We start from the raw sequence: 12809 nt of genomic DNA on the forward strand, positions 1-12809 counted from the left end.
CAGTCGGAGGTCGGCTCGTTAGGATTGGAGGCATGACGTCACAACTTGTCGGCAGTGCATTCGACTCGCTCCGCCTCGACGCCGTGCGCGACCAGGAGGCGCTGCGCCAGACCTACGGACTCCCGCGTGACACGGCCGTACGCAAGCAGATGACCGAACTCACCGAGCAGACCCGGCAGTTGATCGCCTGCTCATCACTGGTCCTGGTCGCCAGCGCGGACGCCGAGGGCAACTGTGACGTTTCCCCGCGCGGCGGCCCCGCCGGTTTCGTCGCCGTCCTGGACGCACGGACGGTGGCGATACCGGACGCCACCGGCAACAAGCGTCTGGACACCCTTCAGAACGTCGTGGCCACCGGCCGGGCCGGACTGCTGTTCGTCATCCCGGGGCGCACCACGACCCTCAGGGTGAACGGACGGGCCTGCGTCTCCACCCACCCGGAGCTGCTGTCGCAGCTGACCGCCGTGGGCAAGCCGCCTGCCAGCGCGCTGGTGCTGGGGATCGAGGAGGTCTACCCGCACTGCCCCAAGGCTCTCCTGCGCAGCGCGGCCTGGAAGCCGGAGCAGTGGCTGCCGGCCGACGCCCAGCCGACCTCCGCCGAGGTGACGCTGGCCCAGCTGCGGATACCGGAGCTGACGATCGCCGACATCGAGCAGACGGAGGCGGACTCGCTGAAGTACCGGTACGAGTAGCGGGCAGACCTGCGCTTGCTGAACCACCGGCCCGCCGAACACCCCGGCCGGCACTCGCCAAGATCAATCGCCGGGCGGCCGGTCAGTCCGCGTAGCGTCACCTCGGCGTTCTACCAGCTCGGCGTGGTCCTCAAGTCCGAACAAGACCGCGGTGATCACGACCCCGGACAGACCCTAGTTTTTCTGCAGGGCGCGGGTGACACCCGCGATGACCGCGGTGGTCAGCACCCAGCCGAAGGCGATCAGCAAGTAGGCCAGCCACTGGAGACTGCCGTTCGACCAGTACCACGCCGTGCGCTGGCCAAGGCCGCCGATGGGGATCAAGAGGTCGAGTGTGTAGACGAGGGGCTGGAACGGGGCGCCTTCGCCTCGTTGGACCGGAGTGGGGGCATGCGTGCTGAAGGACAGCGTGCCCAGCAGGGTCAGCGCGAGGAGCCAGACGCCGGCCAGCCAGGGGCGGTAGCCGTAGCCGACGGTCACGTCGAGCAGGTGCCCCCACACACGCGCAGCCCGGGGCAGAGTCTGGCGCCGATGACGCTGTCTGGCCAGGAGTACGCGGCGGGCCTCGTCGTCGTGACCGGCCTTCCGGTACCAGCTGGCCAACTGTTCGTAGGGCTGGGGGTTGTAGCCGGGGCAGCGTCGTATCCATGCCACGCGGGAGGCCACAGAGTTCCGCCGACCCACTGCCTCCCGCCGCTCCCCCGGCCCGTCCGCCTTGATGGAACCGTAGACGAAGCCTTCCAACTCCACCACGTCCGGCCAGCTCTGCTCACTGTCGTAGAGGTGAGTCACCTGCGCACCGCGCAGATCCACCGTGCCGGACGGCAGCCGGGCCAGAGTGAGGTCGACGTCGACGGCCTGCATGAGCCTGCAGGTCAGGGCCGGGCCGTCACCGCCGGGTGGCCCGTTCAGGACGGCTCCTTCGAAGCTCAGACTGTCCGAGATCTGGGTACGGCGCAGTTGCACGGTCCCGTTCGCGGTGAATCCGTCGGAGAAGTCGAGCCTTGAGGCCACGGCGTTGTTCATGGCGAGCGCCACTCCGCCTGGGCCGGGGTCTTCCAGCTGTGCGCCCTGCATGAACAGCCCGCGCGGCAGCTGTGCCCCCATCAGCCGGACTTGTCCTCGCGCGACGAAACCGCCCCCGCAGAAGACGCCTCCTTCCATGAGCAGTCCACCGGCGGCCACTGCCCATCCTCCCGGCGCACTGATGTGGGCCCCGTTCAGGAGCATGCCGCCGGTCACCCGGGCGTCGCTCAGCGACAGGGCGGTGCTCACGTGGTTGAAGGGCGAGGAAGCGAGGCTTTCCACAACGGAGCCCCGCAGGTCTAGATTTCCCTCGATGCGGGCCGAATCGGCTTCGATGCCGGGCACCCGGCTGCGGGTGATCACGAGCGTCTGCAACGACGCTCCGAGAAAGTTCGCCGACTCCTCGAACCAGCAGCCCTCGAGCCAGAGGGCGTGAGCGATATGCGCGCCGGCCAGGTTGAGGTGTCCGGATATCCGCGCCCCGGCGAGCCTCAGGCACGCCACGGCGCCCGATTGCACGAGATTCGCACCCAGCAGGAGCGCCACGATCACGGTGGCCCGCACCGTCCGCCCGGGACCCCACTGCCCACCCTCGGCGACGCGGTCGTCCTCGGGCACACCCGTGCGCAGGTCCACACGGTGTCCCTCCGGGAACGCGTCCCACAGTTCACGCTCCGGTGAGGTCAACTCGTCGTATGAGAGCACCCGTTCAGAGTAGTGATCTTCCTCCGCGCTCGTCTCGCCACATCTCGTCTCGCCACATAGGGCACGGTCTAACGACCAAGGACGACGTCTCCCTCACCGCGTACCGGGCCGCCACCGAGGTCAGCCGGAGCACCGCGATGCCACCGCGCCCAGCGACGTCCCCCGCGAGATGCTCAACGCCGAGACGCGCACCTGCTGCCGCGGCTGCTGCTGGCCACCAACCCCGGCCCGGCCGGGGTTGGTGATCGACTCGGCCGCCTGCCCAGCGATCCGCAAGGTACGAGCCGAGCACCTCACGGCGTAGGCCCAGCCGATGACGGCGCTGCTGACCGAGCACCGCCCTGACCGGCCGGTACCGCCGATGCCGAGGGCCGGTACCGCCACGCTCGGAGCGGTTGTACATCCATCGGCCACCGCCATCAAGAACGGCCGGTACCTGCCCTCGAAGAACGGCACCCAGGCCGACACCGCCTACCAGCCGCTGCCGGCCCGGCGCCCTGCCCCCGCCCTCACTTCAGATGCCGCCCGAAGAACCGGTCCCCGTCCTCCCTCTCGAACCACGGCGTGCCGGTGTGCCCGCCCAGATTGGCGTGCAGCGTCTTCTCCTTGGTGCCGAAGGCGTCGAACAGGTCCAGGGCCCGCTGCCGGGGGTTCCCCTCGTCGTCCCACTGCAGCAGGAACAGCAGCGGAACGGTGGCCTGTCGGGCCTCCTCGCGCTGGGCTCGGGGCACGTAACCGCCGGCGAAGAAGCCGGCGGCCGTGACGCGCGGCTCGGCCACCACCAGCCGAATGCCGAGGGCGGTCCACCCCGCGTACCCGACCGGGCCGCCGATCTCGGGCAGCGCGAGGAGGGCGTCCAGGGTGGTCCGCCATTCCGGGACCGCCTTTTCGACCAGCGGACCGATGAAGGACTCGAAGATCTCGTCGACCGGCTCACCGGCCCGCATCGCCCGGCGGAGGTCGGCCCGGGCCTGCTCGTCGGCGACGGAACGGGGACGGTCACCGCACCCGGCGGCGTCGATGGTGGCCACCGCGTAGCCGGACGCCGCGGACAGCCGGGCCCGGGCCACCAGTCGGGGTTCTGCCTTGGGCAGGCCGTTGTTGTGGGCCATCAGGATCAGCGGGGCCGGTGCGACGGATTCAGGAGTCCACAGGGTGCCGGGGATCTCGCCGAGGGTGAATTCGCGTTCGAGGACGCCGTCGTCGAGGCGCCGCTCAGAAATGAAGTGCATGGTCGTGCCTTTCGGGAGGGCTGTTCTACGGCGCTCCCGGACGACCTACCGCCCGACCGTGACCCCGGAGGAGAGCACCCATGTCGATACTGCGTCCACGGGTACCACCTCCTCGTTCTCTCGCACGGCCTCCGCGAAAGTAGCAGTGGTCGCCGTGGTCCGCCACGGGTTTTAGCGGAGGCTCCGTGGCCGGACGCAGCCTCACTACGCAGGACGCAGCCTCACCACACCGGACGCCGCCTCACCACACAGGACCCGGTCCTTCTCCTCATAGAACCCGGTCCCACTCCTCGTCACAGGCCCCGGACCCGGTCTCACTCCTCGTCGCCGGCGGCCGTCAGCTCGACCTCGGTCACGCCGTCGTTCTGGAACAGCTCCGACGTCAACTGCCCCGCGTCGGCAGCACCTTCCAACCGCAACAGCACCCGAGCGGCCGGATCCGCCCGCTCGGGCAACCGGTCGACCTTGACCTCCTGAATGCGAAAACCCCTCCGCGTGCACGCCTCCATCAACTGCGGCAGCAGCGCCGTGCCGGTGCGATAGGTCAGCCGTACCTCGAACGTCGCCGGATCGGCGCCGGGCATCATGTGCGCGAAGAGCAGCGGGTACCCGCGTACGACGAGGAAGTGCACGGCGGTGGTGGCCAGCGCGAGGATCGGCAGGCCGCCGCCGCAGGCCATGCCGACCGCGCAGGTGAGCCAGATGGTGGCGGCGGTCGTCAGCCCGCGTACCGCGTCCCGGCGTACGAAGATCAGGCCGCCGCCGATGAACCCGATGCCGGAGACGATCTGGGCCGCCACGCGCGACGGGTCGAAGGAGACGTTTTCCAGGCCGAGGACATTCGTGAAGCCGTGCTGGGAGACCTCCATCATCAGCGCGCTGGCGATCCCGACCAGCGTGTGCGTGCGCAGCCCGGCGCTCTTCTGCTGTGCCGCCCGTTCCCAGCCGATCAGGGTCGACAGCAGCAACGCCAGCCCCAGTTCGGCGAGTTGGCGCAGCCCTTGCCCATTGCTCACGTCCCACAACGGGACCGCCAGTCCGGCCATACGGCACCTCCCTCCGGCTCCTTGTCCGACAGTGCCCCTACCCGGCCGGCCGGAACCATGCCCATCGGACAACTTCCCACCTGGCAACTCCTCCGACAACTTCCCCCTCCTTGACAATTTTTTTTGTCGGTTGGATCCTGGAGCGGCCCGCACACACACCGACCACCCGAGGAACCACGATGCGCACCCTGATCAGCACCGCCTTCATCTCCCTCGACGGCGTGATGGAGGCGCCGGGCGGCGAACCCGGCTACCGCAACTCCGGTTGGACCTTCAAGGAGGTCGAGTTCCTGCCCGAGGCGTTCGACATCAAGGGGCGGGAGCAGCAGGAGTCCGCCGCGATGCTGATGGGCCGGGCCAGCTACGAGGCGTTCAGTCCGGTGTGGCCGGACATGGACGAGTTCGCGCACTACAAGAGCCTGCCGAAGTACGTCGTCTCCACCACCCTCACCGACGACGAGCTCGTGTCGAACTGGGGCGAGACCACGATCCTGCGCTCCCTCGACGAGGTCGCCACCCTCAAGGAGACCGAGGGCGGTCCGATCATCGTGCACGGCAGCGCCGCCCTCAACCACGGCCTCGCGGACGCCGGCCTGGTCGACCGCTACCACCTGCTCGTCTTCCCGCTGCTGCTCGGCGCCGGAAAGCGCCTGTTCCCCGCCACCGACAAGGACACCCAGAAGCTGAAGCTGGTCGAGCACGCCGTGTACGCCAACGGCCTGCAGATGAACGTCCTCGACGTCGTCCGCTGACCGGGCCGGATCACACTCCGGGAGTTGTCCCGGCCAACGGGCGAGACGCCAGGCATCGACATGAACGAACAGAACCGAAAGCGATCAACGCGCAGATACAAAAGCCGGTAGAGACCTTGAGGCAGGTCAGGTCTAGACCTTGACGATTAGTCAACACGACTCCACACTGTCGCGCAAACCTCCACAGACAGTCAGGCGGCGCCCGCTTCTGAGAGCGCTCTCCGAACTGTCCTCACCCCCCGCTGGAGAAGGACGACACTGTGCGAAGAATCCTGCGACACCTCCTGCCCTTATGGGTCATGGCTCTGGTCGCCGCCCTCTGCTCGGCCGGTGTGCAACCGGCCCATGCGGCAGCAGCGGCCACCTCGATCACCGTGGACGGCGGCCAGAGCGGCCGGACGTTCGACGGGATCGGCGCGATCAGCGGCGGCGGGGGCAACTCCCGCCTGCTGCGCGACTATCCGGCCGCCCAGCAGGCACAGATCCTGGACTACCTGTTCAAGCCGGGCTACGGCGCGAACCTCCAGTTGCTGAAACTGGAGATCGGCGGAGACGCCAACTCCACCGACGGCTCCGAGCCGTCCATCGAACACAGCAGGGGACAGATCAACTGCGATGCCGGCTACGAGTTCTGGCTCGCCGAGCAGGCCAAGGCCCGTAACCCGAACATCAAGTTGTACGGTCTGGCCTGGGCCGCCCCCGGCTGGATCAGCGGCGGGTTCTGGTCCACCGACACCATCAACTACCTGATCTCCTGGCTGGGTTGTGCCAAGCAGCACGGACTGACGATCAGTTACCTCGGAGGCTGGAACGAGCGGGGCCACGACGTCAACTGGTACATCGAGTTGCGGTCCGCGCTGAACAGCGCCGGATACGGCGGCGTGCAGATCGTCGGCGACGACTCGGGCTGGAGCGTCGCGGACGACATGGCGAGCAACGCCTCGTTCAACGACGCCGTGTCGGTCATCGGCGCCCACTACCCCTGTGCGGGCGGTGACGGCGGCAGCGCGGACACCTGCTCCAGCAGCACCACGGCGAAGAACAACGGCAAACCGCTGTGGGCGTCGGAGAACGGCTCCCTGGACATGGACGCCGGAGCACCCGCACTGATCCGCTCGATCGTGCGCGGCTACGTCGACGCGCGCATGACCGCGTACCTCAACTGGCCGCTGGTCGCGGCCATTTACCCCAACCTGCCCTACGGCACGGTCGGCCTGGCCACCGCGAACTCGCCGTGGTCCGGGAACTACTCGATCGGCGAGAACACCTGGGCCACCGCGCAGGTCACCCAATTCGCCCAGCCGGGCTGGAAGTTCATCGACTCCGCGTCGGGCTACCTCGGCGGAACGGAGTCCAATGGCACGTACGCGACACTGAAGTCGCCGAACGGCTCCGACTACTCCACGGTCCTGGAGACCACCACCGCCACGGCGGCGCAGACGGTCAACGTCCAGGTGCAGGGCGGACTTTCGACCGGCGCGGTGCACGTGTGGGCGACCCGGGTCAACAGCCCAAGTCCGTCGACCGACTTCACGCACACACAGGACATCACGCCGACCGCCGGCTCGTACTCGCTGACGCTTCAGCCGGGTTGGATCTACACGGTCACCACAACCACCGGCCAGGGCAAGGGCACCGCCACCGCGCCGGCCGCCCATGCCCTCGCGCTGCCGTACGGCGACACGTTCGACAACGATGTCTCGGGCACCGAGGCCACGTATCTGTCCGACATGCAGGGCTCGTTCGAGGCCCGTCCGTGCGCGGACGGCCGTAGCGGACAGTGTGTGCAGCAGGTGACGCCGGTCAAACCGATCGAGTGGCAGGACGACTCCGACGCCTTCTCGCTGCTCGGCGATCCGACGTGGACCGACTACACCGTCAAGGCCGACGTGAACCTCCAACAGGCCGGTACGGTCGAGCTGTTGGGCCGGGCCAACACCCAGAACCGTCCGCAGAGTCACCAGGCCGCGTATCTGCTGAGGGTGAGCGACACGGGTAACTGGTCCATCGTCAAGAGCTCGGCGGCGGGCACCCTGACCACGCTGGCCTCCGGAACCCGGGCGGCGCTCGGCACGCACGCGTGGCACACGCTCGCCCTCGGCTTCTCCGGGGACCGGATCACCGCCACGGCCGACGGGGTCAACCTCGGTACCGCCAACGACAGTTCGTACTCCGCGGGCCAGATCGGCATCGGCGTGGTCGGCTACCAGACCGACCAGTTCGACAACCTGTCCGTCACCGCCGATCCGCCGGGCAACCACGGCGGCATCCTCAAGGGCCGCCAGTCCGGCCTGTGCGCGGACGTGCCCGGGGCGAGCCAGACCAACGGCACCCAACTCGCCCTCTGGGACTGCAACGGCGCCGCCAACCAGTCCTGGACCCTGACACCCGCCGGCCAACTCACCGTCTACGGCGGCGCGAAGTGCCTGGACGCCAAGGGCAGCGGCACGACAGACGGCACCCCGGTGCAGATCTACGACTGCAACAGTTCCGCGGCCCAGAAGTGGACCGTGAACAGCGACGGCACGGTGGTCAACCCCAACTCGGGCAAGTGCCTGGACGCCACGGCCGGAGCCACCACCCCGGGCACCCTGCTGGAGCTCTGGACCTGCACCGGCGGCGCCAACCAGAGCTGGCTGCGCGGCGCGGTCGCGGCACCCCTCAAGGGCCAGGAGTCCGGCCGCTGCGTCGACGTCCCGGGCGCGAACCAGACCAACGGCACCCAGCCCGCCCTCTGGGACTGCAACGGCGGCACGAACCAGACCTGGACGTCCACGACCACCAATCAACTGACCGTCTACGACTCCAAGTGCCTTGAGGTCACGGGCGGCGCCACCACCGACGGCAGCCCGGTGGAGATCTGGGACTGCAACAGCTCCGCGGCCCAGCAGTGGCGGATGCGTTCCGACGGCAGTGTCGTCAACGTCGGCTCCGGCAAGTGCCTGGACGCGGTCGGCCACGGCACGGCCAACAGCACGGCACTGGAGATCTGGACGTGCACGGTCGCCGCCAACCAGATCTGGCGCCAGTCCTAGCCAGTCACCGGCTCCCGCCGGGTCGTAGACGGGTACGACCCCACCTGCCCGCGCCCCGGCGGGAGCCACTCCGCAGGCACACTCCGAGCTGGCACCGAACCGATCCGCTGAGTAGCCTCCGAGCATGCGGATCTCTGTTTCCTCGGACATGGACGAACCGGTGGCGCGTTCCCTCGTCGCGGAGTTGCGCGGCCGGGGCCACGAGGTGGTGACGTACGGGGCGTTGCGTCCCGGGGACGACCCGCAGTGGGCGGTGTGCTCGGAGGCGGCGGCCCGCGAGGTCGCCACCGGGACGTCGGACCAGGCGGTGGTGTGCTGCTGGACCGGTACGGGCGCGTCGATCGCCGCGAACAAGGTGCCGGGCGTACGGGCGGCCCTGTGCACGGACGCGTACACGGCGGACGGCGCCCGCCGCTGGAACGACGCCAACGTACTGGCCCTCAGCCTGCGACTGACGTCCGAGCCACTGCTCAAGGAGATTCTCGACGCCTGGTTCACCGCCGAGGCCAGTGAGGACGCCGACGACCGGGAGAACGTGTCCCGCATCGGGCAGCTCGACCTGAACAGGACTGCTCCGTAGGCGAGTTCGAGTCCACCATGTACGCGTGGACAGCCTCACAACCGTGCGCTGTTCGGCGGCTGTATCGGCAACTCCCGTACAGAGATGGCAGGTTCACCTCTCGTCACGCAAATCTCTCATGCGCTGACCTGCGTCACCCCATACGATCCCCTCGCCGCCCGTACACGAGTGCGTATCCAGGCGCCGTGGTGCGGGTATCCAAACGGGAGGGGATCACTTGACCATGTCCTTCAGCGCGCGCTCGCGTGCTGTCCTCGCTTCTCTCGGAACCCTCGGCCTGGCACTGGCCGCCACCGTGTCGCCCGCGAGCGCGGCCGACGCAACACCCATCACACCGACCCAGTTGTTCAACGGTGACCAGAGCTGCTCGACCGACTCGGACCGCCCCACCTACGTCTGGGCCGGCAACGGCCTTACCGTCGAGGGCATTCCAGGGACCACCGACACGACCAGCAACTCCACGGTGAGCGTGCAGTACCAGGTCTGGCCGGTCACCGACCCGACGCACACCACGACGGTCATCCGCGCCAACGCCCTCTCCGGATTCGAGGCCGCCGCCAACCTTCCCGCCGACGCACTCCCCGACGGGCAGACCTACGCGTGGCGGGTACAGACCGTGGCCGAGGGCGCGGCATCGGACTGGTCCGCTCCCTGTTACGTCGCGATCGACAACACCCCTCCGGTGAACGCTCCCGGCGTCGCCTCGTCGAACTACCCGCAGGGCGCGCGGAACCAGGGCGGAAGCCCGGTCGAGTTCACACTGAACGCCAACGGCGACGACGATGTCACCGGGTTCGAGTACTCCTGGCAGCAGGTCCTCCCGATCGCCGGTTACGCGAACATCGGCGAGCACGGCGTTCCGCAGTTCGTCGACCCGTACGCCGACCCGAGATACTTCACTCGCGCCGACGCCCCGGGCGGTTCGGCCACGATCAGCCTGTTCCCACCGAACGGCTCCTCCGGCTTGATGACTCTGTGGGTGCGGAGCCTCGACCGGGCCTACAACGGGTCGGCTGTCACCAGCTACTCGTTCCTCCTCAACTCCACGGCACCCACCGCCACCCCGGCCGTCGCGTCGCCCGAGTTCGACCGGCCGACCACGTTCACACTCCGGCCCAACGCAGACCTCCAGTCGACGAGTTCGGTTGTCGGTTATTCCGTGGAGATGGTCGGCGGTCAGGGCGGCGACAAGACCATCGACGTCACGGCGGGACCGGACGGCACGGCGAGTGTCAAGCTCACGCTGGACGGAATCGACGGCGAGTCCCTCCGGGTGAGCAGCAGGAGCGCGAACGGCTGGGTCAGTGACGCGGCTTTCTGGGGCATCACTTACGACACCACGCCCACCGTCGCTTCGGATGTCTACCCCGAGAACGCTTCCGGCGGCGGTGCCGGCGTCCCCGGCGCCTTCACGTTCGCGCCGAAGGTAAAGAACGTCGCGAGCTACACGTACTCCGTCAACGGGGACCCGGAGGCCACGATCGCCGCGGGCGCACACCACACCGCGATCGTCGACTGGACCCCGGCCGCGGGCGGAGACTACGACCTCACGGTCTACGCGACGACCCGCTCCGGCATCCAACTGGCGCCCTACTACTACTCCTTCACCGTGAACTGAAACCGCGTCCCGGTCGCGCCCGAGCCCACCGCGGCCATCCCCCGGTGGGCTCAGGCGAAGCGCTGGTCCGCCGCTTCCGTGAATGACCTCGGAGTGACCTCGGCCGCCGGGATCGCAGGATGGTGGCCGAGTCCGCTCCGTACGACCGTGAACAGTGAGCGCGCCCGATGGCCGTCAGGGAGCTGTCGCAGCGCCACACCCCACTCGGACGGGGAGTCGCGATGCCCCTCGGTCCCGAGGAACTCGACCCGGTACGTCTCCTGGAGCGGCTGATCGCGACGGACTCCGTCAACCCCGGACTCGCGGCCTCGGGCGAGGGGGACTGGCTCTCCGCGAGCGGATTCGACGTCCACCGTCTGGAGCGGACCCCGGGACGGCCGTCTCTCGTCGCGGTCGCGCACCGTACCGGTGGTGGTCGTTCCCTGCTGCTCAACGGGCATCTCGACACCGTGGGACTGGGCGGGTACGAGGGCGATCCACGCCCGTGCCACCGCACGGGGACCGCTGCGCGGTGACGTGCTGCTCGCCTGTGTCGCCGACGAGGAGAACGCGAGTTCCGGTACCGAGGAGGTGCTGGAGTCGTTCACCGCCGACGCGGCGATCGTCACCGAGCCGAGCCATCTCGAACTGACCCTCGCGCACAAGGGTTTCGTGTGGTTCGACGTGATCGTGTGGTTCGACGTGATCGTGCAGGGGCGTGCCGCGCACGGTTCGCGGCCCGACCTGGGGGTCGACGCCATCGCCATGGCAGGTCATTTCCTCGTCGCCGTCAAGGAGTTGGGCTGCCGCCTCGCCGAGTCCGAACCCCACCCGCTGCTGGGCACCGGCACCGTCCACGCCTCCGTCATCCACAGCGGCGAGGAGCCCTCGACCTACCCCGCACAGTGCCGGATCGTCCTCGAACGGCGCACCGTACCCGGCGAGGATGCCGACACCGTCCAGGCCGAGTTGACCGACGTCCTCGACCAACTCGCCGCCACGGTCCCCGACTTCTCCTACGGCCTCCAACGCGGCCTGCACCGCGAGCCGTTCGAGGCCGACCCGGACCAGCCCGTCGTACGCACCCTGCTCCACCACGCGCGGTCCGTCCTCGGACACGCGCCCGCCGTGCGCGCCGAGCCGTACTGGACCGACTGCGCCCTCCTGCACCGGGCCGGAATCCCCTGTCTCCTCTTCGGAGTTGACGGCGGTGGGGCACACGCCGCCGCCGAGTGGGCCGACATCGCCTCGCTGCACCGGCTGACGGACGTACTCACCGGCACCATCACGGACTTCTGTTCCTGGCGACCCCTCCGCTACGGGGTTCGGGCTTGGGGCGCCCTGAACCGACCATGAGGGCGGCGCGCGTTCCGCGGCCGCAGAAGGGTGCCACCAGCCCTTCTCATCAGCCCTTTTCATCCCGGCCGCATTATTTTGTTTCCTCCCGGCGCATGATTCATTTCCGGCAGGGCACTCGGATGCCTGGAGGTTGATAAACATGTTTCCCCTGATCCTTGTTCTTCTGCTCGCGCTGCTTCTTTTCGGTGCGGGATTCGCCATCAAAATTCTTTGGTGGGTCGCAATCGTCGTTCTCGTCCTGTGGCTGCTGGGATTTGTCGCCCGTTCACCGGGTTCCGGCGGTACTCGGGGACGTTGGTACCGCTGGTAGGAAATAAATCACCGATCTCGAAATTCGCCCACCATAAAGTGAGGTTTACATGGCGGACAACATGTGGGACTACCCGGCCGAGTCGGGCCACCAGACCGGTACGGATCTGACCGGATTCAAGGTCGAGGCGAGTGACGGCTCGATCGGCAAGGTCGACAAGCATTCCGAGGATGTCGGCGCCATGTACATCGTCGTCGACACCGGTGTGTGGATCTTCGGCAAGCACGTGCTGCTGCCCGTCGGCACGATCTCGTCCATCGACGTCGCGGAGCGGACGATCCACGTCGGCCGTACGAAGGAAGAGATCAAGAACTCCCCGGAGTTCGACAAGGACAAGCACGCCGGTGACCCCGGCTACCACGAGCAGGTCGGCGGCTACTACGGGAACCCCCGCACCTGATCGGCATTTCGCGGCTCAACAGGGTGGTGGGGGGCGGGCGGGTAGGGGGGGGCGCCCCCCCCAGCCGAGGGACAC

Annotated in this window: 13 protein-coding genes; 9 read left to right on the top strand and 4 right to left on the bottom strand. The window is 68.4% G+C overall.

What is annotated here, in order from left to right; translation table 11 throughout:
• The first annotated feature begins 32 nt into the window (after positions 1-32).
• Entirely contained in the window at positions 33-692 is a 660-nt protein-coding gene (locus ACFWP5_RS24420; protein WP_384160269.1) for an MSMEG_1061 family FMN-dependent PPOX-type flavoprotein, read from the top strand.
• Between the two features lie 174 nt (positions 693-866).
• Here the strand turns inward: ACFWP5_RS24420 and ACFWP5_RS24425 are convergent, their stop codons facing one another.
• The 4 genes from ACFWP5_RS24425 to ACFWP5_RS24440 all read right to left on the bottom strand — a co-directional run bounded on the left by ACFWP5_RS24425 (position 867) and on the right by ACFWP5_RS24440 (position 4701).
• Entirely contained in the window at positions 867-2423 is a 1557-nt protein-coding gene (locus ACFWP5_RS24425; RefSeq protein ID WP_384160272.1) for an oxidoreductase, read from the bottom strand.
• A 120-nt stretch (positions 2424-2543) separates the two neighbouring features.
• Entirely contained in the window at positions 2544-2807 is a 264-nt protein-coding gene (locus ACFWP5_RS24430; protein ID WP_384160275.1) for a hypothetical protein, read from the bottom strand.
• 125 nt (positions 2808-2932) lie between these two features.
• On the bottom strand, positions 2933-3655 hold the full coding sequence (locus ACFWP5_RS24435; RefSeq protein WP_384160278.1) for a dienelactone hydrolase family protein: 723 nt from the start codon (positions 3653-3655) through the stop codon (positions 2933-2935).
• Between the two features lie 314 nt (positions 3656-3969).
• Positions 3970-4701, bottom strand: coding sequence for an MgtC/SapB family protein (locus tag ACFWP5_RS24440; RefSeq protein ID WP_384160281.1), 732 nt, complete (start codon positions 4699-4701; stop codon positions 3970-3972).
• Positions 4702-4880: 179 nt separating this feature from the next.
• Between ACFWP5_RS24440 and ACFWP5_RS24445 the strand changes: the two genes are divergently transcribed.
• The 8 genes from ACFWP5_RS24445 to ACFWP5_RS24480 all read left to right on the top strand — a co-directional run bounded on the left by ACFWP5_RS24445 (position 4881) and on the right by ACFWP5_RS24480 (position 12734).
• The gene (locus ACFWP5_RS24445) at positions 4881-5453 is read left to right on the top strand and encodes a dihydrofolate reductase family protein (protein ID WP_384160284.1); all 573 of its coding nucleotides are present in this window, start codon (positions 4881-4883) and stop codon (positions 5451-5453) included.
• Between the two features lie 299 nt (positions 5454-5752).
• Entirely contained in the window at positions 5753-8488 is a 2736-nt protein-coding gene (locus tag ACFWP5_RS24450) for a ricin-type beta-trefoil lectin domain protein (protein WP_384160287.1), read from the top strand.
• A gap of 124 nt (positions 8489-8612) precedes the next feature.
• On the top strand, positions 8613-9068 hold the full coding sequence (locus ACFWP5_RS24455; protein WP_384160290.1) for an RpiB/LacA/LacB family sugar-phosphate isomerase: 456 nt from the start codon (positions 8613-8615) through the stop codon (positions 9066-9068).
• A 223-nt stretch (positions 9069-9291) separates the two neighbouring features.
• Positions 9292-10686 (top strand): hypothetical protein, encoded by a 1395-nt coding sequence (locus ACFWP5_RS24460; protein WP_384160293.1) that lies wholly within the window; start codon positions 9292-9294, stop codon positions 10684-10686.
• Positions 10687-10907: 221 nt separating this feature from the next.
• Positions 10908-11201 carry a hypothetical protein gene (locus ACFWP5_RS24465; protein ID WP_384160296.1) on the top strand — a complete coding sequence of 98 codons (294 nt, stop codon included), beginning with the start codon at positions 10908-10910 and terminating at the stop codon, positions 11199-11201.
• A gap of 1 nt (position 11202) precedes the next feature.
• Entirely contained in the window at positions 11203-12021 is an 819-nt protein-coding gene (locus ACFWP5_RS24470; RefSeq protein ID WP_384160299.1) for a M20/M25/M40 family metallo-hydrolase, read from the top strand.
• A 142-nt stretch (positions 12022-12163) separates the two neighbouring features.
• Positions 12164-12334: a hydrophobic protein gene (locus ACFWP5_RS24475; protein ID WP_384160302.1), complete on the top strand. Its 171-nt coding sequence runs from the start codon at positions 12164-12166 to the stop codon at positions 12332-12334.
• A 49-nt stretch (positions 12335-12383) separates the two neighbouring features.
• The gene (locus tag ACFWP5_RS24480) at positions 12384-12734 is read left to right on the top strand and encodes a PRC-barrel domain-containing protein (protein WP_384160305.1); all 351 of its coding nucleotides are present in this window, start codon (positions 12384-12386) and stop codon (positions 12732-12734) included.
• The last annotated feature ends 75 nt before the right edge of the window (positions 12735-12809 follow it).

It is taken from the genome of Streptomyces sp. NPDC058469, assembly GCF_042721125.1.
Classification (GTDB): Bacteria; Actinomycetota; Actinomycetes; order Streptomycetales; family Streptomycetaceae; genus Streptomyces.

Excerpts from the sequence above, each read along its gene's own strand:
- ACFWP5_RS24420 (WP_384160269.1), top strand. The coding sequence starts at position 33 with ATGACGTCACAACTTGTCGGCAGTGCATTCGACTCGCTCCGCCTCGAC.
- ACFWP5_RS24435 (WP_384160278.1), bottom strand. The coding sequence starts at position 3,655 with ATGCACTTCATTTCTGAGCGGCGCCTCGACGACGGCGTCCTCGAACGC.
- ACFWP5_RS24440 (WP_384160281.1), bottom strand. The coding sequence starts at position 4,701 with ATGGCCGGACTGGCGGTCCCGTTGTGGGACGTGAGCAATGGGCAAGGG.
- ACFWP5_RS24445 (WP_384160284.1), top strand. The coding sequence starts at position 4,881 with ATGCGCACCCTGATCAGCACCGCCTTCATCTCCCTCGACGGCGTGATG.
- ACFWP5_RS24450 (WP_384160287.1), top strand. The coding sequence starts at position 5,753 with ATGGCTCTGGTCGCCGCCCTCTGCTCGGCCGGTGTGCAACCGGCCCAT.
- ACFWP5_RS24455 (WP_384160290.1), top strand. The coding sequence starts at position 8,613 with ATGCGGATCTCTGTTTCCTCGGACATGGACGAACCGGTGGCGCGTTCC.
- ACFWP5_RS24460 (WP_384160293.1), top strand. The coding sequence starts at position 9,292 with ATGTCCTTCAGCGCGCGCTCGCGTGCTGTCCTCGCTTCTCTCGGAACC.
- ACFWP5_RS24465 (WP_384160296.1), top strand. The coding sequence starts at position 10,908 with ATGCCCCTCGGTCCCGAGGAACTCGACCCGGTACGTCTCCTGGAGCGG.
- ACFWP5_RS24475 (WP_384160302.1), top strand. The coding sequence starts at position 12,164 with ATGTTTCCCCTGATCCTTGTTCTTCTGCTCGCGCTGCTTCTTTTCGGT.
- ACFWP5_RS24480 (WP_384160305.1), top strand. The coding sequence starts at position 12,384 with ATGGCGGACAACATGTGGGACTACCCGGCCGAGTCGGGCCACCAGACC.